Origin of the sequence: Nonomuraea spiralis (assembly GCF_014648435.1) — a bacterium.
Taxonomy (GTDB): domain Bacteria; phylum Actinomycetota; class Actinomycetes; order Streptosporangiales; family Streptosporangiaceae; genus Nonomuraea; species Nonomuraea spiralis.
Window position 1 is genome coordinate 41201 of sequence record NZ_BMRC01000001.1, and the last position, 25254, is coordinate 66454.

25 protein-coding genes are annotated in these 25254 nt (G+C 73.3%); 11 read left to right on the forward strand and 14 right to left on the reverse strand.

Going from position 1 to position 25254, the window contains the following annotated elements; genetic code table 11:
* Positions 1-17 precede the first annotated feature (17 nt).
* Genes IEZ27_RS00215 through IEZ27_RS00225 form a run of 3 tightly spaced genes read left to right on the forward strand, consistent with a single transcriptional unit; the run spans position 18 to position 1630 of the window.
* Positions 18-557 (forward strand): AAA family ATPase, encoded by a 540-nt coding sequence (locus IEZ27_RS00215; protein WP_189645320.1) that lies wholly within the window; start codon positions 18-20, stop codon positions 555-557.
* A gap of 33 nt (positions 558-590) precedes the next feature.
* Positions 591-953 carry an antibiotic biosynthesis monooxygenase gene (locus tag IEZ27_RS00220; RefSeq protein WP_189645321.1) on the forward strand — a complete coding sequence of 121 codons (363 nt, stop codon included), beginning with the start codon at positions 591-593 and terminating at the stop codon, positions 951-953.
* A gap of 5 nt (positions 954-958) precedes the next feature.
* Positions 959-1630 carry a DsbA family oxidoreductase gene (locus IEZ27_RS00225; RefSeq protein WP_189645322.1) on the forward strand — a complete coding sequence of 224 codons (672 nt, stop codon included), beginning with the start codon at positions 959-961 and terminating at the stop codon, positions 1628-1630.
* Here the strand turns inward: IEZ27_RS00225 and IEZ27_RS00230 are convergent.
* The 4 genes from IEZ27_RS00230 to IEZ27_RS00245 form a co-directional block, all read right to left on the reverse strand.
* A complete protein-coding gene (locus IEZ27_RS00230; protein WP_185845307.1) occupies positions 1608-2108 on the reverse strand; it encodes an anthrone oxygenase family protein in 501 nt (166 codons plus the stop codon). The two genes, IEZ27_RS00225 and IEZ27_RS00230, sit on opposite strands and share 23 nt — an antisense overlap.
* Before the next feature lie 131 nt (positions 2109-2239).
* Positions 2240-2989, reverse strand: coding sequence for an SAM-dependent methyltransferase (locus IEZ27_RS00235; RefSeq protein ID WP_189645323.1), 750 nt, complete (start codon positions 2987-2989; stop codon positions 2240-2242).
* A gap of 56 nt (positions 2990-3045) precedes the next feature.
* The gene (locus IEZ27_RS00240; RefSeq protein WP_189645324.1) at positions 3046-3810 is read right to left on the reverse strand and encodes an SDR family NAD(P)-dependent oxidoreductase; all 765 of its coding nucleotides are present in this window, start codon (positions 3808-3810) and stop codon (positions 3046-3048) included.
* A 94-nt stretch (positions 3811-3904) separates the two neighbouring features.
* Positions 3905-4774: a LysR family transcriptional regulator gene (locus IEZ27_RS00245; RefSeq protein WP_189645325.1), complete on the reverse strand. Its 870-nt coding sequence runs from the start codon at positions 4772-4774 to the stop codon at positions 3905-3907.
* Positions 4775-4850: 76 nt separating this feature from the next.
* Between IEZ27_RS00245 and IEZ27_RS00250 the strand changes: the two genes are divergently transcribed.
* Entirely contained in the window at positions 4851-5000 is a 150-nt protein-coding gene (locus tag IEZ27_RS00250) for a hypothetical protein (RefSeq protein WP_189645972.1), read from the forward strand.
* 18 nt (positions 5001-5018) lie between these two features.
* Here the strand turns inward: IEZ27_RS00250 and IEZ27_RS00255 are convergent, their stop codons facing one another.
* On the reverse strand, positions 5019-7142 hold the full coding sequence (locus IEZ27_RS00255; protein WP_229822988.1) for a SpoIIE family protein phosphatase: 2124 nt from the start codon (positions 7140-7142) through the stop codon (positions 5019-5021).
* A 434-nt stretch (positions 7143-7576) separates the two neighbouring features.
* On the opposite strand from IEZ27_RS00255, the gene IEZ27_RS00260 reads away from it, so the two are divergent.
* Together IEZ27_RS00260 and IEZ27_RS00265 are read left to right on the forward strand one after the other, a co-directional pair.
* A complete protein-coding gene (locus IEZ27_RS00260) occupies positions 7577-10870 on the forward strand; it encodes a S8 family serine peptidase (RefSeq protein ID WP_229822990.1) in 3294 nt (1097 codons plus the stop codon).
* A gap of 239 nt (positions 10871-11109) precedes the next feature.
* A complete protein-coding gene (locus IEZ27_RS00265; protein WP_189645326.1) occupies positions 11110-11547 on the forward strand; it encodes a hypothetical protein in 438 nt (145 codons plus the stop codon).
* A 26-nt stretch (positions 11548-11573) separates the two neighbouring features.
* Here the strand turns inward: IEZ27_RS00265 and IEZ27_RS00270 are convergent, their stop codons facing one another.
* The 4 genes from IEZ27_RS00270 to IEZ27_RS00285 all read right to left on the reverse strand — a co-directional run bounded on the left by IEZ27_RS00270 (position 11574) and on the right by IEZ27_RS00285 (position 14740).
* A complete protein-coding gene (locus IEZ27_RS00270; RefSeq protein WP_125648926.1) occupies positions 11574-11915 on the reverse strand; it encodes a histone-like nucleoid-structuring protein Lsr2 in 342 nt (113 codons plus the stop codon).
* A gap of 676 nt (positions 11916-12591) precedes the next feature.
* Positions 12592-13863 (reverse strand): RNA polymerase sigma factor, encoded by a 1272-nt coding sequence (locus IEZ27_RS00275; RefSeq protein WP_229822992.1) that lies wholly within the window; start codon positions 13861-13863, stop codon positions 12592-12594.
* Positions 13860-14195 carry a YciI family protein gene (locus IEZ27_RS00280; protein WP_189645897.1) on the reverse strand — a complete coding sequence of 112 codons (336 nt, stop codon included), beginning with the start codon at positions 14193-14195 and terminating at the stop codon, positions 13860-13862. Before IEZ27_RS00280 ends, IEZ27_RS00275 begins: the two co-directional genes overlap by 4 nt.
* 125 nt (positions 14196-14320) lie before the next feature.
* Entirely contained in the window at positions 14321-14740 is a 420-nt protein-coding gene (locus tag IEZ27_RS00285) for an ATP-binding protein (RefSeq protein ID WP_189645328.1), read from the reverse strand.
* Between the two features lie 174 nt (positions 14741-14914).
* Between IEZ27_RS00285 and IEZ27_RS00290 the strand changes: the two genes are divergently transcribed.
* Positions 14915-15346 (forward strand): hypothetical protein, encoded by a 432-nt coding sequence (locus tag IEZ27_RS00290; protein ID WP_189645329.1) that lies wholly within the window; start codon positions 14915-14917, stop codon positions 15344-15346.
* A 40-nt stretch (positions 15347-15386) separates the two neighbouring features.
* On the opposite strand, the gene IEZ27_RS00295 is transcribed toward IEZ27_RS00290, so the two are convergent.
* The gene (locus tag IEZ27_RS00295; protein WP_308427236.1) at positions 15387-15716 is read right to left on the reverse strand and encodes a winged helix-turn-helix domain-containing protein; all 330 of its coding nucleotides are present in this window, start codon (positions 15714-15716) and stop codon (positions 15387-15389) included.
* The gene (locus IEZ27_RS00300; protein ID WP_189645330.1) at positions 15713-16156 is read right to left on the reverse strand and encodes a hypothetical protein; all 444 of its coding nucleotides are present in this window, start codon (positions 16154-16156) and stop codon (positions 15713-15715) included. The genes IEZ27_RS00295 and IEZ27_RS00300 overlap by 4 nt, the downstream gene beginning before the upstream one ends.
* Positions 16157-16331: 175 nt before the next feature.
* On the opposite strand from IEZ27_RS00300, the gene IEZ27_RS00305 reads away from it, so the two are divergent.
* Entirely contained in the window at positions 16332-18488 is a 2157-nt protein-coding gene (locus IEZ27_RS00305) for a fibronectin type III domain-containing protein (protein WP_229822994.1), read from the forward strand.
* 18 nt (positions 18489-18506) lie between these two features.
* Here IEZ27_RS00305 and IEZ27_RS00310 read toward each other — a convergent pair whose 3' ends face one another.
* Entirely contained in the window at positions 18507-19085 is a 579-nt protein-coding gene (locus IEZ27_RS00310; protein WP_189645331.1) for a helix-turn-helix domain-containing protein, read from the reverse strand.
* A 48-nt stretch (positions 19086-19133) separates the two neighbouring features.
* Between IEZ27_RS00310 and IEZ27_RS00315 the strand changes: the two genes are divergently transcribed.
* Entirely contained in the window at positions 19134-20027 is an 894-nt protein-coding gene (locus IEZ27_RS00315) for a class I SAM-dependent methyltransferase (RefSeq protein WP_189645332.1), read from the forward strand.
* Positions 20028-20037: 10 nt separating this feature from the next.
* Here the strand turns inward: IEZ27_RS00315 and IEZ27_RS00320 are convergent, their stop codons facing one another.
* A complete protein-coding gene (locus IEZ27_RS00320) occupies positions 20038-22329 on the reverse strand; it encodes a hypothetical protein (protein WP_189645333.1) in 2292 nt (763 codons plus the stop codon).
* 99 nt (positions 22330-22428) lie between these two features.
* Between IEZ27_RS00320 and IEZ27_RS00325 the strand changes: the two genes are divergently transcribed.
* Positions 22429-23604, forward strand: a complete 1176-nt coding sequence (locus IEZ27_RS00325; RefSeq protein WP_189645334.1) for an acyltransferase family protein — start codon at positions 22429-22431, stop codon at positions 23602-23604.
* Positions 23605-23614: 10 nt separating this feature from the next.
* Here IEZ27_RS00325 and IEZ27_RS00330 read toward each other — a convergent pair whose 3' ends face one another.
* Positions 23615-24568 (reverse strand): quinone oxidoreductase family protein, encoded by a 954-nt coding sequence (locus IEZ27_RS00330; RefSeq protein ID WP_189645335.1) that lies wholly within the window; start codon positions 24566-24568, stop codon positions 23615-23617.
* Positions 24569-24647: 79 nt separating this feature from the next.
* Here IEZ27_RS00330 and IEZ27_RS00335 point away from each other — a divergent pair, with 79 nt between their 5' ends.
* Complete coding sequence (locus IEZ27_RS00335) at positions 24648-25241, forward strand: TetR/AcrR family transcriptional regulator (RefSeq protein WP_189645336.1); 594 nt, start codon at positions 24648-24650, stop codon at positions 25239-25241.
* Positions 25242-25254: the final 13 nt, after the last annotated feature.

The window sequence follows — 25254 nt, forward strand, 5'->3', positions numbered from 1 at the left end:
CCCAAGGGAGAGAAGTCATGCCCAGACACGTTCTCACCGGCGCCCCCGGGGCCGGGAAGACCGCCGTCCTGCGCCTGCTGGAGGTGCGCGGGCACGCCGTCGTCGAGGAGGCGGCGACGGACGTCATCGCCCTGGCCGGCGCGCTCGGCCGTGCCGAGCCCTGGCACGAGCCCGCCTTCGTGGACGAGGTCGTCACCCTGCAACGCCGCCGCCAGGAGGCGGTGCGGCAGGACCGGGCCGCCGCCGTCTTCTTCGACCGTTCGCCGGTCTGCACGCTGGCGCTGAGCCGCTACCTCGGGTTCGGCACGTCCCGCCTGCTCGCCCGCGAGGTCGAACGGGTCGTGGCCGAGGGCACGTACGACGGAAGGGTCTTCTTCGTCCGCAACCAGGGTTTCGTGCGGGCCACGCCCGCCCGGCGGATCAGCTTCGAGGACTCACTCGACTTCGAGCGCCTGCACGAACGGACCTACCGCGACCTCGGGTTCGAGCTCGTCGAGATCCCCGCCGCGCCGGTGGCCGACCGCGTCACGCTGATCGAGCGCTCACTGAACGCTTGATCTCAACCGCGGTTGAGGTTGCAGGATGGGCGCGTGACCACCGACACCGGTTTCTACTCGATCATCGACTACTCGGTCGACGGCCACGACACCCAGCGGGAGCTGGTCGCGGCCTTCGCGGAGATCCAGGAACGATGGGTGCGGTTCTACCCCGGCTACCGCTCGGCCCGCTTCCACCTGAGCACCGACGGCACCCGCGTCTACAACATCGTCCACTGGGCGAGCGAGGACGACTACCGCCACTTCGTGAACACCTCCGACGGCGAGGGCCGTACGGCGGCCATCCGCGCCGCGCTCGACGGCCTGACCGGCACGGCCGAGGCGCGCATGAGCGGCCCGCCCACCTACAGGGTCGTCCGCGAGATCGGCCCCGGACCGCGGCGGCTCGACGGATGACCGCCATGGACGCCGAGATCCCCGCCGGGATCCACGCCGGGAGCCATGTCGAGGTCTACGCCGACGTGCTCTGCCCGTGGTGCTACATCGGCAAGAGACGGATGAGCGCCGCGCTGGAAGGCATCCCGGCCGCGGAACGGCCGCGGATCGTCTGGCGCAGCTTCGAACTGGCCCCGGACGCCGGCCGGACCCCCGGCCCGACGGCCGCCGAGGCCATGACCGGCTGGCTGGGCGAGGGCGCGCCGGCCCGCGTCGCCCTGATCCGCTCCCTGGGCGCGGCCGAGGGGCTGGCGCTCAACCTGCACCTGGCCAGGCCGGTCAGCACGTTCGACGCGCACCGGCTGCACCACCTGGCCGCCGCGCACGGCCTGGCCGACCAGGCGATGGAACATCTGCTGCACGCGTACCACACCGAGGGCCTGAACGTGGCCGACCCGCAGGTGCTGCGCCGCGTGGGCGCCGAGGCCGGCCTGCCCGGCGAGGAGGTCGAGACCCTGCTCGCCGGCGACGCCTATGGCGAGCAGGTACGCGCCGACCGGCGCCGGGCGGCGGCGCACGGCGTCACCGGGGTCCCGTCCCTGGTGATCGGCGGCGGGCCGCCGGTGTCGGCCGTACAGGACCCGGCCGAGCTGCGCCAGCTCCTGGGACGGGCCGTCAGTTCGCCCGGCCGCTCGTGACGAGCGCCCAGCACAGGGAGGCGAACGCCCCCGTAGTCGCGATCGTGCGGACGAGGTTGAAACCGGCCCACTTGGCCTCGTCGAACGCGCGGCGCACCGCCGCCAGGTCGGTGATCTTGTCCGGGTCGCCGGCCGCCTTGAGCGCGTCGTTGAGCGGCACGTTCACGGCCACCGTGAGCACGAAGGCGACCAGGTAGAGGACCAGGGCGACGAGGATCCAGGGGAGCGCCGCGCGCACGTTCTGCCCGAGGTGCAGCACCGCGGCGAGGCCGGTGAAGGCCAGCGCGCCCATGAAGCTCAGCATGAACCAGGGATTGATGATCGCCCGGTCGATGGCCTGGAACGCGGTGACGAACGTGCGGTCGTCCGTGCCGCCGAGGCCGCGCATGATGGTGTGACTGTAGAGCCCGAAGACGCCCGCCGCGAGCCCGGTCGCCATGGTCGCCGCGATGAGCACGACAGCGCGCAGAACCGACATCAGTGTGTTTCCTCTTCTCGTTCCGCGTCCGACGTCCCGGACGCGGGTCTCAGTCAACGCGATGCCAGGGGAGCGCGGCCATGGCCGAAGCTCTCCCGCGCATACGTGAGAATCCAGACGGGCGGCGCCGGTCAGGAAGGCGGCAGGTGCCGCCGGGCGGTCACCAGGGCGAAGGACAGGTACTCGCCCCGGTCGGTTTCGAGCATGGCGACCGTGGCCGCCTCCCCGCGGGCGCGTGCCCACAGCAGCCAGTCGTGCCAGCCCCCGTCCTGAAGGCGTGCGGACGTCACCGTGACCAGCTCGGTGATCTCCCACTGGAAGCGCCACCACTCGGCGGTGTGCCAGGCGATCGCCTCCCAGCCGACCAGGGCCTTGATGTGGCCGGGGATGTGCCCGAGGTCGCGGACCTCGCGGGTCATGGCGGGTGTGGCGACGCCGAGCTGCCCGCCGGGCCGCAGGAAGCGGACGAGGTAGGGCAGGTAGGAATCGGCGGTGCCGAAGTACTCGAAGGCGTCGACGCTGACGATCGCGTCGAACGACTCCTGCTCGAACGGCAGCGCGTGCGCCTCGGCCCGTACGGCCTGGACGCGGTCGGCGACGCCCGCCCCGGCGAAGACCGCCTCGGCCTTCCCGGGCTCGACCCACAGGTCGGCGGCCACGACCTCCACCCCGAACTCGCGGGCCAGGAAGACGGAGGTCGCCCCCAGGCCGGAGCCCAGGTCCAGCACCCGCATGCCCGGTCTCAGGTCGAGGTCGCGGGCGAGGTCCTCCAGCAACCACAGTGGGTGGGGGCCCATGTCCAGCCCGAGCACCCATTCCGGGTCGTATCCGGAGGAACGCGGGTAGACATCGGGGCGTACGAGGTCCTGGAACGCTGACACAGCGGGCAATCCCACCACGAGGGACGCCGTTCGTTCAAACGGTTATCCGGCCGGTCTCAGGTGGCGATGACGGCCGCCGTGGTGCGCCCGCCGTCCACGTCGAGCACGATCCCGTGGACGAAGGCCGCCTCCTCGGCGGCCAGGTAGACGGCGGCGTGCGCGATGGCCTGGGGTGTGCCCATGCCGCCGGCCGGCGTGCCATTCATCATGGCCGCGCCCGCCCGCGCCGCCCGCGCACCGGGCTCCAGGATCACGCCGGGGGAGATGGCGTTCACCCGCACGCCCCGGGGCCCGAACTCGGCGGCCCAGGCCCGCGTGAGGGTCTCCATCGCGCCTTTGGTGGAGCTGTAGAGCGCGCCCACCGGGACGCCCAGGCGGGCGATCCACGAGCCCAGGTTGATGATCGCGCCGCCGCCGGCCTCGGCCATGGCCGGGGCGAGCGCGGCGGTCAGGAAGAACGGCGCCTTCACGTTGACCGCGTAGACCTCGTCGAACGTCTTCTCGTCGGTGCCGGCGGTGGTGTCGCCGGGGTAGATCCCGGCGTTGTTGACCAGGACGTCCACGCCTCCGCCGAGCGCGGCGGCGGCCTCCCGGGCCAGGGCGCGGGACGCCTCGGCGCTGCCGTCCAGGTCGGCCCGGACGAAACCGGCCCGGCCGCCGCGCGCGCGGATGCCGTCCACGACCCGCGCGCCGCGCTCGGCGTCGCGGCCCGAGACGATCACGTGCGCGCCCTCGGCGGCGAACGCCTCGGCGATCGCGCGCCCGATGTTGCTCGTCGATCCGGTCACCAACGCCCGCTTGCCCTGCAACCGTCCACTCATCACACGTCTCCCGTCATGGTGTCGCCCGCCGGAGGCTCCCGGCGGCACTGCCACTCTGCGCGGGAAAAAATGGACTCGCAAGTCCAATCTGGAGTCACCGGGTGAGATGCGCCAGCAGGGCGCCGGCGGCCGGGTTGGCGGGCACGGGCGCGCGGCCGGCCAGCACGACCGTCCTGGCCGGGTCTGGCTGGCGGATCCGTACCGTGGGCAGCCGCTCCTGCTCGGCCACCCGGCGGGGGACGATCGCCACGCCGATCCCGGCCCGTACCAGCTCGACCAGCAGCCGGATCTGGGTGACCTCGCAGGTGATCTGCCGGTGCAGCCCGCAGCCGGCGGCCAGCCGGCGCACCGCCGTCTCCAGGCCGGTGCCCGCCTTGAAGTCCACGAACGGCTCCTCCGTCAGCTCCGACAGCAGGGCCCGCTCGGCGCCGGCCAGCCGGTGTGCCGGAGAGGTCATCAGCACCAGCTCCTCCTCCCAGGAGGCGAACACCGCCAGGCCCTCCGGCAGGTCGGCGCCGTCGAGGGCGAGGTAGGCCAGGTCGAGCTCGCGGGCGAGCAGCGCGTCCAGCAGCCCGGCCACGGGGGCGTCGCGGACCGAGATCTGGATGCCGGGCCGCAGGTGGTGGAAGGCGGCCAGCTCGGCCGGCAGGTCGACGCAGGTGAGCGTCTGGATCGTGCCGATCGCGACCCGGCCCGTGGCCAGCCCGGACACGGCGGAGACGGCGTCGGCGGCCGCGGTGGCGTCGGCCAGCAGCGCCCGCGCCGCAGGGAGGAACGCGTGCCCCGCCGGGGTGAGGATCGGCCGGCGTCCGGTGCGCTCGAACAGGTCGGCGCCCAGCTCGCGTTCGAGCTTGCGGATGGACGTGCTGAGCGCGGACTGCACGATCAGCTCGGCCCTGGCGGCGGCGGTGAAGCTGCCGTGGGCGGTGACGGCGACGAAGTGGCGGAGCTGGCGCAGTTCCATCCATCTACGATAGCGATGGCTGCCAGCGAGACGATGTGTTGGAACGATCGGTGGGGGCGGGGACATGCTGGTCCCCATGGAACGTCACGTACCCGTCCTGTGGTCGGCCGCCCATGAGTCCCGTCGTCCCGCTCCCGTCCGGTGGGCGGGGCGCGGGCTGCTGCGGCTGCTCGACCTCGCCCGCGCGCTCGCCCTGGCCGACCACCACACGTTCGTCTCGCACTGACGGCCCGGGGGCCCGCGCTCAGCTCGTGTTCGCGCGGTGCTGCAGGAGGAGCAGGGCGATGTCGTCTGTGTGCGGGGCGTGGTCGAGCAGGGTGCCGGCGATCTGCTGGAGCTGCTCGCGCGGCGCGCTGGTCAGGTACTCCGCCAGCCCGTCGATGGCCTCGTCCAGATCGACCCCCGGCGCCTCGATCAGCCCGTCGGTGTAGAGGGCCAGGACGGCGCCCGGCGGGAACGGCACCTCCACCGTCGCGTACTCGGCGTCGGCGTCGATGCCGAGCAGCAGGCCCGCCGGGATGTCGATGACCTCGGCCGGCATGTTCGGCGGACGCAGCAGCGGCAGGGGATGGCCCGCGTTGGCCGCGCACAGGGTACGCAGACGCAGGTCGAAGTAGATGAGCAGGCAGCTCGTGAACAGGTCGGTGTCCAGGTCCATGAGCAGCCGGTTGGTGTGCTGGAGCACGTCGCCGGGGCTGGCGCCGACGGCGGCGTGGGCGTGGATGGCGGTCCGTACCTGGCCCATGAGCGCGGCGGCCGTCATGTTGTGTCCCTGGACGTCCCCGATGACGGCGGCGGCGGTGGTCTCGTTCAGGCGGATCAGGTCGTAGAAGTCGCCGCCGATGCCGACGCCGCGGGTGGCGGGCACGTACCGGGCGGCGACCTCCAGGCCCGGCATGTCCGGCAGGCTGCCGGGCAGCAGCGAGGTCTGGAGGCTGTGGGCCAGCCGGTCCTTGGTGTCGTACAGGAGCGCGCGGTCCAGGGCCTGGCCCATCAGCCCGGCCAGGGTGTTCAGGGTCGCGCACTGCTCGGCGGTGAACGGGCGCGGATGGTCGAAGGCCAGCATGCAGACGCCGAAGGTGTCGTCGGAGACGGTCAGCGGCAGGAACGCCCATGCCGACATCCCGTCCTCCTGCGCGGTCTCCGGGAACGACCGGCGCAGTTCGTCCCGGTCGGCGAAGAAGGCCGGCTCGCCCGTACGGACGACCTGCTCGGCGGGGCTGGGCGCGGCCAGTGTCTGACCGTCGAACCGGTCGAGCACCTCGGGGGAGTAGCCGTGGGAGCCGACGATCCTCATCCGGCCGCTCTCGGCCCGCATGATCGCCATCGCCTGGGCCTTGAACACGGGCATGACGTGCACGGCGATGAGATCGACGACCTCGCGCACGTTCAGCGCCCGGGTCATCGCCGCCGCCATGTGCAGGAAGTTGTAGAAGACGTCGGCCCGCGGCAACCCGGACGCGCCCGCCGAGGCCGAACGCGCGAGCCGCTGCGCGGGCAGGTCGGCCGGCGAGGGGGTGATGCGCAGGCTGAGGCCGGTCGGGTCGGGATGCAGGACGAACTCCAGCTCGTGGCCGTCCGGCCGGCGCGCCGAGCAGGAGGCGACCTGCTGGCCGACCACCGCGGCCCGGCAGCGGTCCTGGAAGGCCGGGTCCTTCAGCCAGGTCGCCGTCTCCCACAGCGGCGTGCCCAGCAGGTGGGCGACGGTGGTGCCGAGCAGGTCGGCGGCGGTGGGGCTGGCGAAGGTGACCACGCCGTCCAGGTCGAGCGCGACGGAGCCGTCGCGCAGCCGTTCGAGGTAGCCGGCCGCGGCCACGGCCTCGTACGGGTCGGGCATCGGCGGCGCCACCGGGGTCAGCGCGCGCGGCTCGCCCGTGGGACGCAGCGGGTGCCCGCAGTCGTCGGCCTGCTCCAGAATGGCGGCCAGGCGCTCGCTCGTGGCGCTGATGACGTCCAGCTCGGACTCGCTCAGCTCGGACGGCCGCTCGGCCGGCCACAACAGGATCCACGAACCCCACATGCGGGAGTCGCTGTGCAGGGGCGCGGAGGCGGTGGCGAAGGAGTACGGGAAGGCCAGGGCCGTACCGGGGAAACGGCAGGCCAGCTCCTGCGGGTTCGGCACCCAGACCAGCCGCCCCTGGCGTACGGCGGCGGCCACGGGGGCCCCGGCGTCGAGCCTGACGGTGGTCCACGGCTTGACGATCTGCGTGGGCAGCCCGATCTCCGTCTCCATCACCAGGACCTGCGGGGAGCCCGTCAGGAGGTACACCGCGCCGATGTGCGCCCCGGTGTCGCGGGCGGCCTGGGCCAGCGCCTCGTCCAGGGTCGAGGTGTGCGGCAGGGTCCCCTCGTCGGCGTGGCCCCCCACGGACTACCTCGTTCCGTCCTGCGCTGACGTCGGCGCCACGTCCCAATGATCGCCCATAGGACAACTGTAGATATCCGTATTAGGGGTGTAGGTCACCGTTGCTGGATTCTGGCGAAGAGGTGGGAGGAATATGAGCTTTGCGAGTGGCGGGAGGCGGGCGGCCGTACGGTCGGGACAGATGGCCGATTTGTGACAATCCGACGGGCTTCTCCGCCAGGTGATCGCTGTCTACACTCCGGTTCGGACGCCAAGCCGCTCCGCGATCGGAGAGGGGAGGCGGTCCAGCTCGTCACCCGCCGGGGAGGGTCATCGATCTCTCCGGCATGCGCGCGTGGGGGTGACATGACGTCTTCGGCCGGTCTGGCGGGTTCGTGCAGCTCCTCGGCCAGGAGGTCTTTGTGTTGTCCCGTTCCTTCTCATCCCGTTTACGCCGGTTGACATCGTTAGCCGTCGGGCTCGGCGTCGTGATGACCATGAGCCCGGCCGTGGCACGCGCCACGCCGACCCCGCCCGCCAAGTGGCGGGCCGTACCGCTCGCCGGCGCCGAGGTGGTCGAGGGCGCCAAGTCCCCCACGGGCAAGCTCGCCAAGAGCGACACGGCGTTGTTGCGGGCCACCTCGCCCGCGCCCGTCAACGTCATGGTCAAGCTGGACTACGACTCGCTGGCCGCCTACCAGGGCGGGCTGGCCGGACTCCCGGCCACCAGCCCCGCCGTCACCGGCAAGGCGCTCGACACCAGGAGCGCCGACGCCAGGAAGTACGGCACCCACATCCAGGACGTCGAGAACGCCTTCCTGGCCGAGCTGACCAAGAAGATCCCCGGGGCCGTCGTCGGCCAGCGCGTCAGGACCGTCTACGGCGGCATCGCCCTGCGCATCCCGGGTGACAAGGCGGCCGAGGTGCTGCGGCTCCCCGGCGCGGTCGCCGTGCAGGAGGACAGGCCCCAGCAACTGCTGACCGACTCCAGCCCCGAGTTCATCGGCGCGAACACCATCTACGGCAAGCTCGGCGGCAGCGCCTCCTCCGGCAAGGGCGTGATCGTCGGCGTCCTGGACAGCGGCGCCTGGCCCGAGCACCCCTCCTTCGCCGCCGCCCCCGGCCTGCCCGCCCCCGGGCCCACCAAGGACGGCACGCCGCGCGTGTGCAACTTCGGCGACAACCCGCTCACCCCGGCCAGCGACCCGTTCACCTGCAACAACAAGCTGATCGGCGGGCAGCCGTTCATGGAGACCTACAACGCCGTGTACGGCGGCGAGGTCTACCCCGACAGCGCCCGCGACTCCAACGGGCACGGCACCCACACCGCCAGCACCTCCGCCGGCGGCCCGGTCGCCGACGCGAACCCGCTGGGCATCAGCCGCGGCCCGATCCACGGGATCGCCCCGGCCGCCGAGGTGTCGGTCTACAAGGTGTGCGGCGCGGAGGGCTGCTTCCCCTCCGACTCCGCGCAGGCGGTGGCACGTGCCATCCTGGACGGCGTACGGGTCATCAACTTCTCGATCTCCGGCGGCAGCGACCCCTACAGCGACCCGGTCGAGCTGGCCTTCCTCGACGCCTACGCCGCTGGCGTGCTGGTCTCGGCCTCGGCCGGCAACTCCGGGCCCGGCGCCGGCACCACCGACCACCGCAGCCCCTGGGTGACCACGGTGGCGGCCTCCTCGCAGAACCGGACCTTCCAGTCCACGGTCACGCTGTCCGGCGGCGGCGCCGCGGCGACGATCAAGGGCGCCTCCATCACCGGCGGCCTCGCCTCGCCGCTGCCCGTCGTCCTGGCCTCGGCGCCGCCGTACTCCCGGGCCGCGTGCGACGTACCGGCGCCTCCCGGCATCTTCACCGGCAAGATCGTCCTGTGTGAGCGCACCCCCAACCGCGTGCTGAAGAGCTTCAACGTCAGGCAGGGCGGCGCGGCCGGGATGATCCTCTACAACACCTTCCCGTTCGACGTCTTCACCGACGCGCACTGGCTCCCGTCCGTGCACGTCGACAAGCCCGAGGCCGACACCCTGCTGGCCTTCCTCGCCGCGCACCCCGGCGCCACCGCCTCCTTCACCCAGGGCGTCAAGTCCACCTGGCAGGGCGACGCGATGGCGCACTTCTCCTCGCGCGGCCCCGGCGGCGACTTCCTCAAGCCGGACGTCACCGCGCCCGGCCAGCACATCATGGCGGGCATGACGCCGACCCCCGAGTCGCCGCTGGAAGGCCCGCCCGGCAACCTCTACCAGGTCATCTCGGGCACCTCGATGTCGGCGCCGCACGTGACGGGCTCGGCGGCGCTGGTGTTCGCCCTGCACCCCACGTGGACGCCCGGCCAGGTCAAGTCGGCTCTGGAGACCACGGCCAAGACCGCGGTCACCAAGGAGGACAGGACCACGCAGGCCGACCCGTTCGACATGGGCGGCGGGCGCATCGACCTGTCCAAGGCCGGTGACCCCGGCCTGACCCTCGACCAGGACGCCGCCGGCTTCGTCGCCTCGGCCACCGACCCGCTCAACCGGATCGACCTCAACCTGCCCTCGGTGAACGCCCCGACCATGCCCGGCGTCATCACCGCCAAGCGCACCGTCACCAACACCACCGGCTCGTCGCTCACCTTCACCGCCTCCGGCACGACCGTGAGCGGCGCCTCCGTGACCGTACTGCCGCCGGTGTTCACCGTCGCGCCCGGCAAGAGCGCGAAGCTGAGCATCGTCATCGCCGCGCCGGACCTGCCGGAAGGCCAGTACTTCGGCCAGGTCAACCTCAAGCAGGCCGGCGGCACGCGCGCGCTGCACCTGCCGGTGGCCTTCTTCCGCAAGCAGGGCGCGGTGCCGGTCGAGCAGACCTGCGTCCCGGACACCATCGCCAGGAACACCGGCGAGTCCACCTGCACGGTCACCGTCCGCAACACCACGTTCGAGGACGCCGAGGTGACCGCGCTCAGCACCCTCGACGCCCGCCTGCGGCTGAACAGCGTCACGGGGGCGACCAAGGTCGGCACCCAGATCGCGACCACCAAGGCGACGCTGGCCGCCACCCAGCCCGCCAAGCCCGCGATCGCGCCAGGCGCCGGACCGGCCGGCTACATCCCGCTGGACGCCTTCGGCGTCACGCCCACCCCGATCGGCGACGAGCAGGCGCTCAACTTCACCGTGCCCGCCTTCAAGTTCGCCGGACGCGACTACACCCGGCTCGGCGTGACCTCCGACGGCTACAGCGTCGCCGGCGGGGCCACGGGCGGCGACGTCTCCCCGACGCCGCAGACCCTGCCCGACCCGGCACTGCCCAACGGGGTGCTGGCCTCGTACTGGACCGACCTCGACGGCACCGCCGCGCCCGGCATCCTGGCCACGATCCTGACCGACGGGGTCAACGACTGGCTGGTCGTCGAATGGCGGCTGAACCTGTACGGCACCAGCGACCTCAAGGTGTTCCAGCAGTGGATCGGGCTCAACGGCGTGGAGGACATCAGCTACGCCTACGACCCGGGCAACCTGCCCGGCTCGCCGCCCCCCGTGTACGGCCTGACGGTCGGCGCAGAGAACGCCGAGGGCACCGCCGGCGCCCAGATCTCCGGGCCGCCCACCCAGGACCTGGTCGTCAGCAGCACTCCGGGGGCTCCCGGCGGGACGCTGACGTACTCGATGAAGGTCAAGGGGGTCAGCGCGGGGACCGGCAAGATCACTACCGCCACCTCGACCCCCCAGGTGAAGGGGATCACCGTCGAGGTGGACAAGATCACCGTCCAGTGATTCGGCCGGCGGCCGCGGGCGAGCACCCGCGGCCGCCACGGCACGACGGCGGGACGGCGACGACGGACGGTTTCGCATCTCACCGCGCCGCCCCCGCCGTCCCGCGGCGGGTCCAGGTCAGGGGCAAGTGGTCGCCAGGTCGTTCCCAGGTCCGCGCCAAGCGCGCCGGGCGAGCATCGGAGGTGACAGCGGATCCCGGCCCCGCGAACGGCGGGCGCCCGTCCTGACAGGAGAAAGACATGCCGACTTCCACCATTCCGGCCCCCGCCGGCCGGGCGATCGGCGCGACGCTGCTCGGCGGGGTCGGTGTACTGCTCGCCATGGACCTGATCGGCGCGTTCATGGCGGTCTCCGCCGGGCTGAACCCGACGTTCCTGGACGCCCTCGGGCCCCAGGCGCGGTTGTCCGCGCCGATCCCGATGATGGTCGCGCAGGCCGTGCTGGTCGCCGGGGCGACCCGGAGCCGCCGTGGCGTCGCGATCCCGGCCGCCGCGCTGCTGGCGGTCGCCGGGGTGCTGGCCTTCGTGTCGGGGTTCTACGACGGCGGCTACACGGCCGAACTTTCGGCCGGGCAGCGGATCTACCAGATCGCCCTGGTCTCGGCGCACCTCGCGGTGGCCGTCGTGGCCGCGCTCAGGCTCGCCGGACTGCTCCGCCGCCGGCCCGCGCGCGTTTGACGTCCTTCAATGGGCCTTGGCGGGCCTTAGTGGGCCGACTCGTACTTCTCGACCACCGAGGCCGCGATCCGGCCGCGCTCGCTGACGGGCAGGCCGTTCGCCTTGGCCCACTGCCGGATCTCCGAAGACTTCTCCCGGCTCAACGCCCGGCTGCCGCCAACGGTCGCCCGCCGGCCGCGCCCACTGCGTTCCACGCGAACCGGGCGGGCCTTCACGATGAAGGGCGCCAGTGCTTTCCGCAGCGAGTCCGCCTTCTCCTCATGAAGGTCAATCTCGTAGCTGCTGCCATCGAGTGCAAAGACGACGGTCTCATGAGCCTCCCCACCGTCGACATCGTCGATGAGAATCTCTTGAATCTGCTTAGCCATGGTGGCACTCCATGCTCGATACGGTTGTTGCGTACTGTAGCGCTCTTCAGTAGCGTGCGGGCAACTTACCTCGGCCGGGCGTCGGTGAACGCGTTGAACTCGCCGGGCCGACCGCGTGTCAAAGTCATTTCAAGCGCGACCGGTCCCTCGTGTGTCCGGGGTGTCACGGCGTCCGTCTTGCGTATCTCACCTGGGAATGCCCATGTCACATTCATGCCCGCGAGGTGCGCGCGGCCCGGCCGCGGGCCCTGTCCTGGCCGGGGCGTACGCGAGGTCGCAGGGGCTGCTCCCGGCGGGGGAGGGGGCGCGGGAAGGCGGGCGGCGCGGCGGCGTTCAGCTTATCGAAGATGAATTCAAAGCTGAGTTTCGAGGTGCGCGCGCGGAGTCCCGGATTTAGCGCCGGGTCGCCAGGGGTGCGGCGGGCGTGTAGTGTCCGTGCGGCGGCGGTGGCGATCCGGGTGGCGAATCACTCGCGCATTCCGTGGGATAGGCCGCGCCGTCACGGTCACCGTCGTGAGCGTCACCCGCGACGCCGGCGGTCGCCTCCCGGCACCGGTACACGGTTTACCCGCCGTACGAGATCCGCTTCCCCGGCCGGTCTCTATGCCGGCGACTCCGGCAAGGCGCAGAAGCACAAGTGCGAATGGGACGGCCCGGGTTACCTTCTGTCCCTTTATTACTGACGCTTTTTCCGTGCGCGGCCGGCGTCCCGGACGGCGTTCGCCGCCTGAGGGACCGGGGTGATCTCGGCGGCGCGGGCCAGGAGGGCGCGGCGCTCGGGGGCGCTGTGCGCGGCGGCGGCGGCCTGCCGGAACAGCGCCGCCGCGCGGGCCCGGTCGCCGTCCCTGGCCGTGAGGTCCGCCTCCGCGGCGATGGCCAGCGGGTGGCCGTCCAGCTCGGCGCGGGCGCGCTCCAGCAGCGCGAGCCCGGCGCGCGGCCCGTGGGCGTAGCCGTGGGCGACGGCGCGGTTCAGCTCGACGACGGGTGTGGGGTGGAGGAGGGCCAGCTCGTCGTAGCAGCGGGCGATCCGCGGCCAGTCCGTGGCGGGCGGCGTGGGGGCGGTGGCGTGGCAGGCGGCGATGCGCGCCTGCAGCCCGTACGGGCCGTTCCCCTCGATCGCGGCCAGCAGGGCCAGCCCTTCGGCGATCGCGGCCCGGTCCCAGCGCGAGCGGTCCTGCCGGTCGAGGGGGACCAGGTCGCCGGCGGCGTCGCGGCGGGCGTACCGGCGGGAGTGTTGCAGGAGGAACAGCGCCAGCAGTGCCCGCACCTCCTCCTGCGCGGGCATGAGCCGGCGCAGCAGCCGCGCCAGCCGGATCGCCTCCTCGGCGAACGCCGGCTCGCCGCCCGGGTCGTACCCCTGCGTGAACAGCAGGTAGAGCACGGCCAGCACGCCCGGCAGGCGTTCGGCCAGCGCCGGGCCCTCCGGCACCCGGTACGGGATGCCCGCCTCGGCGATCTTCCTCTTGGCCCTGGTCAGCCGCCGGGTCATGGTCTGCTCGGTGACCAGGAAGGCGCGCGCGAGGTCGGCGGCCGGCACGCCGCAGACGGTGCGCAGCGTCAGCGCCACCCGCGACTCCAGCGCCAGCGCCGGATGGCAGCACGTGAAGACGAGCCGCAGCCGGTCGTCCACGACCTCCTCCTCCCGCCCGTCCCCGGGCCCGTCCTGGGCGGTCAGGGCGAGCGCCGCCAGCTCGGCGAGCTTGCGGCGCTCCACCGAGGCGCGGCGCAGCGCGTCGATCGCGCGGTTGCGCGCCACCGTCATGAGCCAGCCGCCCGGATTGGACGGCACGCCCTCCTCCGGCCACCGCCGCACGGCCAGCGTCAGCGCCTCCTGGGCGCAGTCCTCGGCGAGCGTCCAGTCGCCGGTGACCCGGATCAGGGCGGCGACGATCCGCGGGTACGCGTCCGCCGCCGCCTCCTCCAGGTGTCGTCTCGCTGCTCGGATCACTGCTCGAAATCGGCGAACGGGCGCAGCTCCAGCCGTCCGTGCCTGGCCATCGGGTGCGTACGGGCCACCTCGATCGCCTCGTCGAGGTTGGCGCATTCGAGCAGGTCGAAGCCCACGATCACCTCTTTGGTCTCGGTGAACGGCCCGTCGGAGAGGACCAGCTCGCCCCGGCGCACGCGCACGGTGGTCGCGGCCGACTCCGGCGCCAGCACGGCCCCGTGCACCCGGCGCCCGCGGGCGTCGTTCTCGGCCACCCACGCCTCGACGTCGGGCAGGTCGTTCTGGTCGGTGTCGGGCTCGGTGTCGGTGCAGACGAACATCATGTACTTCATCTCGTGCTCCTCGCTCGTACGTCGTCTCACCATGGTGACGAACGGGACCGGCGTGACCGGACACGTTCCCGTCGTCTTTTTTCTGGCTCTTTTCGGCTTTTCCGGCGCGTACGTGAGGAAGGCGTTCAGGCCGATCTGGCCGGGTCCTCCTCGGCCTGGCGGCGTCGGCGCAGGCACATCGTGAGCAGCGAGCCGAGCGCGGTCTGCTCCAGCACGATCTCGTCGCACAGGTGCTGGATGACCCACAGGCCGTACCCGTGCGAGGCGGTCGGGTCGAGGCGGGCGGCCGCCAGATGGGCCCGGGTGAGCCGGCCGGCGACGTCGAGCACCTCGACGACGACGCCGTCGCGGGTGTCGCGGGAGGTCACCATGCCCGTCCTGCCGCCGTGGTCCAGCACGTTGGTGACCGCCTCGTTGACCACGACCACCAGGTCCTCCAGCCGGTCGTCGGACAGCCCGCAGTGGCGGCCGTGGACGCGGACCAGGTCCCTGATGAGGGCAAGATCGGTGCTGATCGGGCACTGGAGCTCGAACTGAAGGGTCATGATCGTCTCGGCAGCGGGGTCGGGTGGGGTCGGCGAACCGGTTCCCTGCTTTCCAGCCGCCGCGCACTCAAACGTACGCAACCCGGCGGCATGACGGCCACAGGACCGGGTAGCGCCATAGAAGCGGAAACTTCCGGCACGCCCCTGGTCCCGAGACCCATCCGGAGGCTGACGATGCGGCAAGGCCGCGACAACCAGAGCAAAGGCTCCGACATCCACGTCGACCACCACTTCGACCACCACTTCGACCAGCGCCTCGGCCCTCGCGTCGACCCTCGTGTCGGCCGGCGCGTCGACCGTCGTAGAGGCGGCGGGCAGGTCACGGGGGTCGCGGGCGGCCTGCTGGGCAGGGCGGCGTTGTGGCCGGCCTCCGTGCTGACCGCCGCCGTGACCGCCGACCTGCTGCGGCGCCGGTTCACCCCGGCCCGGCTGCGGCTGGCGGCGGCCGCGTACGGGCTGCTCGAACGTACGGGTGTGCGCCCGGCCCGCCCGCGGCTCACCGACCGGCAGCGGCTGGAGCGCCAGTTGCTGACCTGGCGCCAGGCCCACCCCGACACGTCGTGGTCGCCGGGCCGGGTGGGCCCGGCCGGCACCGGCGGCGGCTGACCGTCCGGGTCGCCGGTCACCCCGCCGGTGACGCCGCCGGTCACCCTGGACCGGCGGCGGCCTGGCGGGCGGTCTCGGCGATCGCCCGCAGGGCTTCGAGGTGCCCGGCGAGGGCGTCGCGGCCCTGCGGCGTGAGGGAGAGCCACGTGCGCGGGCGCTTGCCGACGTATCCCTTGCGGACGTTGACGTAGCCCGCCTCCTGAAGGGCGGAGACGATCCGGCTGACGCTGGCGTCGGAGATCTCGGCGTAGTCGCGCACCGCGCCGAACTCGGCCTCCAGCGCGCCGGACAGGAACGCCATGACGGTCAGCCGCGTAGGGTGCTGGATGACGTCGTCCAGCCGGTGCTCACCGCTCATGGGCTCGCTCAAGGGCGTGATCCTCCCCGGGCGGTGACGGCCCACAGCGCGGCCCCGCCCAGCACGGCGGCGCACACCGCGCCCCCGCCCTGCCCGAATGGCACGGCCGCCGGCCAGCCCAGCCCGTACGCGACCGCCGGGACGAGCTGGTTCAGCAGCCGCCGGCGCGGCGAGCCGCTCGGCATGGTGACGACCCCGCCACGGCTGACCACCGCCGCGTGCACGCCCAGGAAGGCCACCAGGACGACGATCCCCGCGGTCAGCACCGGAACCTGCTGCGCCCACGGCCCGGTCAGCAACCCGAACCCGGCCGCGAACAACACCCCGCGAGTGGGCGCGAACCAGGCGGGGGCGGGGGGCCGTGCACGGGCGGCCGCGCGGGCCGCGCCGGCCAGCCGCAGCGCCTGGTGGGCGGCCTGCGCGTCGATCGCGCCGGACTCGTGATCGCTCATGGCGGCTCCCTCGGTAAAAGTACTTTCACTGTAGCATCTACTTTTGTCTCGCAAAAGTGAGTGCCTGTGACGCGCCCTAATTTCAGCTAGTTTCCGAAACTTTCGGGGAAGTGTTGACATGTTTCGGAAGGGTTCTCAGACTGAGCGGCGACCCCCGCCCGGAAGGGAGAGCCCAGTGTTCAACAGCTGCAAGGCCCGTACGAGAGCCGTCGCCCTGGCGATGGCGGCGACGCTCTCGATCGTGGGAGCGGTGGCGGCGAGCCCGCCCGCGACCGCGGCCGCCGGCGTCGAGGACGAGGGCGCCGACTGCGCCGTCACCGGCCTGCCCGACGCCGGATCCCTGCCCACCGAGGCCAAGCTGCCCGACCCGTTCAAGAAGCTGGACGGCACCCGCCTGTCCACCCGCTCCGAGTGGCGCTGCCGCCGGGAGGAGATCAAGAAGCTGGCGGAGAAGTTCGTCTACGGCGAGAAGCCCCCGAAACCGGCGACCGTCACCGGAACGGTCTCCCGCACCGGCATCACCGTGAACGTCTCGAACAACGGCAGGAGCGGCAGCTTCTCGGCGAGCGTGGACGTGCCGAGCGGCACTGGCCCCTTCCCGGCCGTCGTCGTCGTGGGCGGGTTCGGCGCGGACACCGCCGCCATCAAGGCCGCCGGCGCCGCCGTCATCAGCTACGACCCCTACGCCGTCGGCAAGGAGGGCACGCCGCGCAGCAACAAGCAGGGCGCGTTCTACAACGTCTACGGCTCGTCCAGCAGCACCGGCCTGCTGCTCGCCTGGGCCTGGGGCGTGAGCCGGATCATCGACGTCATCGAGCAGTCCGGCGGCGGCGTGCTCAAGGCGGACGCGACCGGCGTCACCGGCTGCTCGCGGTTCGGCAAGGGCGCGTTCGTGGCGGGCGCGTTCGACCAGCGCATCGCCCTGACCATGCCGATCGAGTCGGGAAGCGCCGGCGTGCCGATCTTCCGCGGGATCCCCGGTGAGGGCGCCCAGAGCCTGAGCAGCGCGTACGGCGAGCAGCCGTGGCTCGGGGACGCGTTCGGCGCCTTCACGAGCAGCCCCGGCCGGTTGCCCGTGGACACGCACGAGATGGTGGCCATGGTCGCGCCCCGGGGGCTGTTCGTCATGGACAACCCGCACATCACGAACCTCGGCCCCCGCTCGGCGAGCGTGGCGGCCCTGGGCGGCGCGGAGGTCTACAAGGCGCTCGGCGCGGGCGAGAACATCACCTACTGGTCCGACGTCCAGGACGGCACCCACTGCGCGAGTAGGCCCGAATGGCGTACCCCGCTCCAGCAGAACATCCAGAAGTTCCTGCTGCGCACGGGCAGCGCGCCCGGCGCGATGCGCGTCTCGGCCAAGGCGGCGGGCAACCTGGCCGACTGGCGGACCTGGCAGACCCCGACGCTCGGCGACTCCGCCGACACCACCCCGCCGAGCACGCCCGGCACCCCGGCCGTCTCCGGGGTGACCGCGAGCGGCGCCACGCTGACCTGGACCCCCTCCACCGACCAGGGCGGTTCCGGCCTGGCCGGCTACGACGTCCACCGCGAGCAGGGCGCCACCGACCCGCGACTCGGGCAGTCCACCGCCGCCTCCATCAGCCTCACCGGGCTGACCGCCGGCACGCAGTACCAGGTGTACGTACGGGCGCGGGACGGCGCGGGCAACCTGTCGGTCCCCTCGCAGCCGGTCACCTTCACCACGACCGCGGGCGGGGGCGACACCTCGCCGCCGACCGCGCCGGCCGGACTGGCGGCCTCGGGCACGACGTCCACCGGCACCACCCTGACCTGGACGGCCTCCTCCGACGGCACCGGCGTCACCGGCTACGAGGTGCTGCGCGCGACCGGCGGCGGCACGTTCGCCCAGGTCGGAACGCCGGCCACGACCTCCTACACCGACACCGGCCTGAGCCCCGGCACCGCCTACCGCTACCAGGTACGGGCCCGGGACGCGGCGGGCAACCTCTCACCCGTCTCCAACACCGTCGAGGTCACCACCTCGCCCGGCACGCCCACCGGAACCTGCGCGGCCGTACCCACCGTGCAGACCCAATGGGCCACCGGGTACGTCATCCAGCCGCTGACCGTCACCAACACCGGCACCTCGACGATCACCGGCTGGACCGTCACCTTCACGCTGCCGCCCGGCCACACGCTCACCGGGTCGTGGAACGGCGCCGTCACCGTCAGCGGGCGCACCGTGACCATCAGGAACGCCGCCCACAACGGCACCCTCGCCCCCGGGGCCGCCACCACCAGCCTCGGCTTCCAGGCCACCCGCCCGGACGGCGACACCACGCTCCCGTCCGGATACACCTGCGCCTGACCGTCCCGCCCTCCCCGTTCACGCCGGAGCGTCGTGCAGGTGGGAACGTTCGCCGTCGTGATCGAAGATGGTGAGCAGCTCCACCGGGCCGTCGTGGGCGCCGAGGGCGTGCGGGGTCATGGTCGAGAACTCGGCCGCGTCCCCCGCCTCGACCAGGACGGTCCGCTCGCCCAGCAGCAGGCGGGCCGTCCCGGACAGGACGGTGAACCACTCGCGCCCCGGATGCACCTTCAGGTCCTCCGGACCGGCCGGGCGCTCGGGCGTGATCCGCATCTTGGCGACCGTCACGCCGTGCAGGGAACGTTCGCGGGACAGCAGCCAGACGGTCATGCCCGGGTGGTCGCAGGGGAGCGGCCGGATCACTACGTCCTCGTCGTCGGCGGACTCCACGAGCTGGTCGAGCGTGGTGCCGAGCGCGCGGGCGATCGGTACGAGCTGGTCGAGGGCGATGCGGCGATGACCGGTCTCGATGCGGCTCAGATTGGACGGGCTCAGCCGGCAGCGCGCGGCCAGGGCGTCGAGTGACCAGCCGCGGGCCAGCCGCAGGCCGCGGATACGCCGCCGGACCACGGCGTCCAGGTCCAGTTCTTGCGTCATAGGCAAGAGTGTATGCGTCATACGCAGCATCCCCTTACCGTGGAAGGCATGGAAGCACACCCTCACCACGCCCACGACCACGACCACGCCCATGAGCATGCGCACGGCGGCGAGTCCCGGCTGGCGGACATGCTCGACCTCGACGCCGAGCTGCTCGGAACCTACCTGGACGAGCTGACCGCCTGGGTCGCCGAGCAGGCGGCCGGCACCCCGCGCACGGTCGCCGACCTGGGCGCCGGCACCGGCACCGGCACGCTGGCCCTGGCCCGGCGGTTCCCGGCGGCCACGATCGTGGCGGTCGACCGGTCGCCGGTGATGCTCGACCGCGTGCGCGCGGCCGCGGTCGGCCGGGGGCTGGGGGAGCGGGTGCGCGCCGTACAGGGCGACCTGGACCTCGCGCTGCCCCCGGTCGGCCCGGTCGACCTGGTGTGGGCCGCCGCGTCGCTGCACCACGTCGAGGAGCCGGCGCGGCTGCTGCGCGAGGTCCACGCCGCGCTGAACCCCGGCGGGCTGCTGGCGGTCGTCGAGATGGACGGGCTGCCGCGCTTCCTGCCCGACGAGGCCGGGGCGGCGCTGGAGGTACGCTGCCGCGAGGCGGTGACGCGGGCGCGGACCGGCCCGGACGCCTACCCCGAATGGACGCCGCCGCTGACGGCGGCCGGATTCGAGGTGACCGCGCGACGCGACTTCCCGATCGAGGTGGCCGCGCGGCGCGACTTCCCGATCGAGGTGGGGCCGTCGTCGCCGAGCGGCGTCCGCGGCGTCGCCCGGTACGCGCACGCCGTGTTCAGCGGCTACCGTTCCAGGCTCGACGGCCACCTGGCCGCCGCCGACCTCGCCGCGCTCGACCGCCTCCTCTCCGAGGACCACCCGGAGGCCCTGCGCCACCGCGACCTCGTCCTCCGCTCCACCCGGACCGCCTGGGCGGCCCGCCGGGCCTGACCCGGCCGGCTCACCCGCCGTCCGGGCGCGCCTGGGAGGCGGGGTGCCCCTCCGGCGGGAGCAGGGCGGCGAGGGCGTCGTCGTACGAGCTCTCCAGCCAGTAGTCGGAGTGCCAGCGCGTCCGGGGCAGCGGCTCGTGCGGGCCCGGCCGGGCGGGGTCCCAGCAGAAACGGTCCACCGACCCGGCCGGCGCGGGCGGCGCGAACGGATCGGTACGGCCGAACACCGGCCCCCCGACCGGGTCGCTCAGCCGGTAGAGGTTGATCCAGGTCACCGTGGCCCGTACGGCGGCCAGCCCGGCCCGGCCGAAGTAGGCGGGGAAGAAGGCGGCGTACAGGCGGCGCAGCGGCGAGCCGTGGGTGAGCAGCCCGACCCGGCCCGCGACCTCCGGCCGCAGTTGCAGCACCAGCGCGGCGGCCAGCACGCTGCCCTGGCTGTGCCCCGACAGGACGACCCGGTCCCGTTCGCCGTGGGTGAGCGTGTCCAGGCGGCCCACCAGCTCGGGGATCACACGTTCGGTGTAGCAGGGCGGGGCCAGCGGGTGGATGGCCCGCGGCCAGAAGGTGCAGATGTCCCACAGGATGCCGATCGTCCGGCGCAACCGGGAGTCGCCGAAGGTACGCCGGCCGAGCAGCACCAGCCCCACGACGACCGTGGTGAGCGCCCACGCGCCGACGGTGGCGAGCAGCCCCGCGACGCCGCCCTTCGGCGGGAGCAGCCGGGACAGGTTGATCACCGTCACGGCGGCGAACCCGGCCAGGCCGATCCACGTCACCAGCCCCAGCGCCGGCCCGGCCCGGTCGGTGAGCGAGGCCAGCGCCCACGTGTCGGCGACCGCGCAGCCGTTGGCCCGCCCGCCGTACGGCCCCTCCAGCCCGTCCCGCAGGGTGGCCGCGTACGCGCGGCGGATCCGCAGCAGGACGGCCGCCGCACAGCCGAGACCCACGGCCAGGACGGGGATCAGCGCGGCCGTCCACCAGACCGAGTCGTCGAGGAAGAGCCTGCGGCCCACGGCCTCCCCGTGGGCCAGGGACTCCGGCGAGTCGGGCACGCCGAGGAAGGAGGCCGTCCAGAACGTCACGCCCAGGGCCAGGGCGTTCGCCGCGCCGGTGGCCGCCATCAGCACGAACCAGCCCGCCACCCCGCCCATCGCCCGCGGCTCGCCCGTACGGTCCAGGCGGGCCAGCCGCCACGTGCCGGCCAGGATGAGCACCGCCAGCACGACCGTCAGGGCGAACGGCACCGAACCCGCCCCCGGCGCGGCCGTGTGCCGCGCGGACGCCGCCGGCCCCGGCGGGATCCCGGCCAGCGCCGCCGCGAACGTGCCCGCGTAGGCCAGCAGGGCCAGCAGCCGCACCAGGACGCAGGCGCGGTCGAGCAGCCGCCCGCCGCGCTCGGGGGCGCCGGGATCGGCCCGGCGGGCGGTGCCCGGCAGCAGCACCAGCACCATCGCCGCGACCGCTGGCACCCCGTTGACCAGGGACAGCGCCAGCCCGGCGGCCGACCCCGCGAACGGCATCGACACGGCCACCCCGATCGAGGCGACCGAGAAGCCGACGTGCGCGGCCCGCAACCGTCCCACAGGCGCGCCGCCCTGCCACAACCGCGGCCGGGCCAGCAGCAGGTCAGGACGGGCCACGCCGTCGCGCGGCATGGCCGTCTGCTCGTCGCGCTCCCACGTCCGCCGGGCCGCCGCCCACAGCAGGAGCACCACGACCAGCGGCACCAGCGAGGCGACGGCCAGCCGCGGCGAGTCGGCGGACGGCCACAGCGCGCCCATCCACCGCAGCCAGGCCGGAGCCGGGTCGAGGGTGCAGGCCCGGCCCGGGGCCGTGCACTGCCAGCCGACGAGGTCCACCGTGCACCTGGTCACGGCGCCCACCAGCGTGCCGGTGAGCAGCAGCGCGAACAGCCGCAACGCCGCCTCGACCGCATGCCGCAACCGCCGCGCGCTCTCCAGCCGGGCCCCCTCCGCGCAGGCCCCCTCCGGCCGGGGCAACATGAAGTAGGCCAGGTTGGCCAGCGAGAACGGCGACAACAGCAGCCACAGGGCGATGGTCCGCCCGCCCGAGGTGAGTCCGCCCCACGCGTACGCCTCGCGGTGGCGTACGCCGGGCACGTCCACGTGTTCGCCGGCCGGCTGCCCGGCGGGCCACCAGCGGCGGTAGAACCCGGTGGTGCCGTCGCCGGTGACCTGCCAGGGATGCGGGTGGTTGAGGATGTCCGCGGGAGGCGTGCCGGACACGCCGTGCACCCGCAGCTCGGTCACGCCCTCGACAGTGGCGTCGAGAAAACCATCCATACCCGCCAGGATCAGGTCAGAGCACCCGCCGACACCTGAGTAAGGGTGTACTCAAGGCCCTGCCTCGCCGACGATCGACATGCCGATACGTTGGTGTGCGTGACGACTGTTCCGTTTGGCACCCCCCAGGTCGTTCGCCCGGCTGCGTCCAGGCTCGCGTGGCTGGACGCCCTGCGCGGCATCGGCGCGCTCTCGGTCGTCGGCGAGCACCTGACGACCTGGGCCATGCCCTGGCTGCGTCCGACCTTCTTCAACCTGGGCGTGTACGGCGTCCTGGTGTTCTTCCTGGTCAGCGGCTACATCATCCCCTCGTCGCTGGAGCGGCACGGCGACGTGCGCGCCTTCTGGATCGGCCGCGCCTTCCGCCTCTACCCGCTCTACCTCGCCGTCATCGCCGTGGTCCTGTCGCTGTCCTGGTGGATCCCGGTACGCGCCGAGGTGCCCAGGGACGCCTCCTCGGCAGCCGCGCACGCCACGATGCTGCTGGACGTCGTCGGCTCGGCCGGCGTCATGAACACGATGTGGACCCTCTCCTACGAGATGGTCTTCTACCTGCTGGTCACCGCCCTGTTCGTGACCGGCGTACGCGACCGGCGGGGGCTGATCGCCGTCGCCTTCGGCGTCGTCGCGCTCGTGGCGGGCCTCGTGCTGAGCGGCGCGCCGCTGACCGGCGGCTGGCTGGCCTGGGTGTCGTTCGCGGTGTTCGCCGCCGGTCTGGCCTGCCTGATCACCGGTCGGCTGCGCACCGCGGCGGCGTGCGCGCTGGGCGTCATGGCGCTGGCCCTGCTGCTGCTGAGCAGCCGCGTCCCCTGGTTTGGGGCGGCGATCCTCGCGGTCATGTTCACCGGCACGGCGTTGCGTCGCTGGGAACGCGGCGAGGGCCCGCTGTGGCCGGTCGCCCTGGCCGCGTCCCTGGTGACGGTCGCCCCCTTCTGGGCGCTCAACGCCGGCTGGTGGTGGGTGCAGCCGGACGTGTGGGGGACGACCGTCGTCCTGGCGGGGCTGACGTTCGCGGCCGGCCTGGCCTTCCGCGCCCGCCGGGTGCCCGCCGTGCTCACCTGGCTCGGGCTGATGAGCTACTCCCTCTACCTGGTGCACCTTCCGCTGCTCATCGTCGTGATGGAGGTGGCGGGGGAGATGCGCTGGTCGCCGCTGCCGCTGCAGATCGGCGTCAGCGTGCTCTTCCTGGCGCTCGTGCTGCCGGCCAGCCGGCTGAGCTACCACTTCCTCGAACGCCCGATGCAGGGGCTCGGCCGCCGCCTGGCCGCCCCGTAGGCGCCCTCGTCTAGCGGCGCGGGTCGAGGACGAGCTTGCCGGTCGTACGCCGTTCCCGCAGCTCCTCGTGCACCTGCCGCACCTCCGACATCGGACGGTCGCCGCCGGAGACCACCCGCAGCTCGCCCGCCGTCACCAGCGCCGCCATCTCCGCGTACGCCCCGGCCAGGACGGCGGGCCGCTCGAAGGCGTTCAACAGCCAGAAGCCGCTGACGGTCACCGATCGGCGCTGGAGGGCACGCGGCGCGACCGGCTCGGGCTCCACCCCGCCCGCCATGCCGTAGAAGGCGAGCCGGCCGAACGGCGCCAGCGCCGCCAGGCTCTGGTCGGTGACCCGGCCGCCGGTCATCTCCAGGACCACGTCCACGGGCTCGCCGCCGTTGGCCGCGCGCAAGGCCCCGGTGAGGTCGGCGGCGGCCGGGTCGACGGCGGCGTCCGCGCCCAGCGACAGGGCCAGCTCCCGCTTGGCGGGCGTGCTCGCCGTGGCGATGACCCGGCCCGCGCCCGCCGCCTTGGCCAGTTGCACCGCCAGCGAGCCGACGCCGCCCGCCGCCGCGTGCACGACCACGCTCTCCCCGGGCCGCACCCGGCCGGTGTGGCGGACCAGCCACCACGCGGTCAGCCCCTGAGCCAGCAGCGCGACCGCCGCGACGTCGTCGAGGTCCTCGGGCACCGCGAAGGCGCTCGCCTCCGTGATCGCGGCCTTCTCGGCGTACCCGCCCCGGTCCGTCAGGGCGGCCAGGCGGCGGCCGTCGGCGGTCCTGCCGACGACCTCGCCGCCGGGGATGACCGGCAGCGTGGTCGCGGCCAGGTAGGCGTTCTCGCGCATGAGGGTGTCGGCGAAGTTCACGCCGCAGCGCGAGACGTCCACGACGACCCGGCCGGGGCCGGGCCGGGGCTCGTCCACCTCCCGTACGCGCACGACCTCGGGGCCGCCGAACTCGGTGATCTGCACGGCTCGCATGTCCACTCCAATGGAATCTCGTACCAACTGGTACTCCGTACCATAAGGGACTGCGTCCGGGAGCGCTAGACTGGGGCACGTGACCCAGCCCTCACTGCGCGTCCGCAAGCGGCGGCGAGCCCGTGACGAGATCATCGAGGCCGCCTACCGGCTCTTCGCCGAGCGCGGCTACGACGAGGTGACCGTCGCCGACATCGCCGAACGCGCCGAGGTGGGCCGCACGACGTTCTTCCGCTACTTCGGCGACAAGCAGGAGGTCCTCTTCGCCGGGGAGCAGGACCGGATCGACGACCTGGCCGCCCGCCACCGCGCGCTGCGCGGCGACCGCCCGCCCGGCCTGCCCGAGGCCCTGGCCCAGGTGCGCGAGCTCACCCTCGCCGTGTGCGCGGGGGCCACCCGCGACCCCGGCCGCTACGTCCTGCGCGAGCGGCTGATCGCCGATCATCCCGAGCTCGGCGACCGTACGGCGCGCAAACAGCGGCTCCTCGCCGCGACCATGACCGAGATCCTGCGCGAGCACGGCGCCGCGCCCGAGACGGCGGCCCTGGCCCCGCAGCTCGCGCTGGCCTGCTACACCGCAGGCCGCGCCGTCGCCGGGGACGACCCGGCGGCGCTGGCCCCCAGCGTGGCCGCCGCCTTCGACCGGCTCGGCCTGCTCCCGCCCGCGACCTGACCCCGGGTTGCGG

What these genes read in the sequence shown, in the direction of transcription:
- IEZ27_RS00315 (WP_189645332.1), top strand. Translation starts at nt 19,134, where the DNA reads ATGGAAGCACACCCTCACCACGCCCACGACCACGACCACGCCCATGAG.
- IEZ27_RS00300 (WP_189645330.1), bottom strand. Translation starts at nt 16,156, where the DNA reads ATGAGCGATCACGAGTCCGGCGCGATCGACGCGCAGGCCGCCCACCAG.
- IEZ27_RS00225 (WP_189645322.1), top strand. Translation starts at nt 959, where the DNA reads ATGGACGCCGAGATCCCCGCCGGGATCCACGCCGGGAGCCATGTCGAG.
- IEZ27_RS00265 (WP_189645326.1), top strand. Translation starts at nt 11,110, where the DNA reads ATGCCGACTTCCACCATTCCGGCCCCCGCCGGCCGGGCGATCGGCGCG.
- IEZ27_RS00240 (WP_189645324.1), bottom strand. Translation starts at nt 3,810, where the DNA reads ATGAGTGGACGGTTGCAGGGCAAGCGGGCGTTGGTGACCGGATCGACG.
- IEZ27_RS00290 (WP_189645329.1), top strand. Translation starts at nt 14,915, where the DNA reads ATGCGGCAAGGCCGCGACAACCAGAGCAAAGGCTCCGACATCCACGTC.
- IEZ27_RS00310 (WP_189645331.1), bottom strand. Translation starts at nt 19,085, where the DNA reads ATGACGCAAGAACTGGACCTGGACGCCGTGGTCCGGCGGCGTATCCGC.
- IEZ27_RS00245 (WP_189645325.1), bottom strand. Translation starts at nt 4,774, where the DNA reads ATGGAACTGCGCCAGCTCCGCCACTTCGTCGCCGTCACCGCCCACGGC.
- IEZ27_RS00330 (WP_189645335.1), bottom strand. Translation starts at nt 24,568, where the DNA reads ATGCGAGCCGTGCAGATCACCGAGTTCGGCGGCCCCGAGGTCGTGCGC.
- IEZ27_RS00270 (WP_125648926.1), bottom strand. Translation starts at nt 11,915, where the DNA reads ATGGCTAAGCAGATTCAAGAGATTCTCATCGACGATGTCGACGGTGGG.
- IEZ27_RS00215 (WP_189645320.1), top strand. Translation starts at nt 18, where the DNA reads ATGCCCAGACACGTTCTCACCGGCGCCCCCGGGGCCGGGAAGACCGCC.
- IEZ27_RS00250 (WP_189645972.1), top strand. Translation starts at nt 4,851, where the DNA reads ATGGAACGTCACGTACCCGTCCTGTGGTCGGCCGCCCATGAGTCCCGT.
- IEZ27_RS00320 (WP_189645333.1), bottom strand. Translation starts at nt 22,329, where the DNA reads ATGGATGGTTTTCTCGACGCCACTGTCGAGGGCGTGACCGAGCTGCGG.
- IEZ27_RS00230 (WP_185845307.1), bottom strand. Translation starts at nt 2,108, where the DNA reads ATGTCGGTTCTGCGCGCTGTCGTGCTCATCGCGGCGACCATGGCGACC.
- IEZ27_RS00280 (WP_189645897.1), bottom strand. Translation starts at nt 14,195, where the DNA reads ATGAAGTACATGATGTTCGTCTGCACCGACACCGAGCCCGACACCGAC.
- IEZ27_RS00285 (WP_189645328.1), bottom strand. Translation starts at nt 14,740, where the DNA reads ATGACCCTTCAGTTCGAGCTCCAGTGCCCGATCAGCACCGATCTTGCC.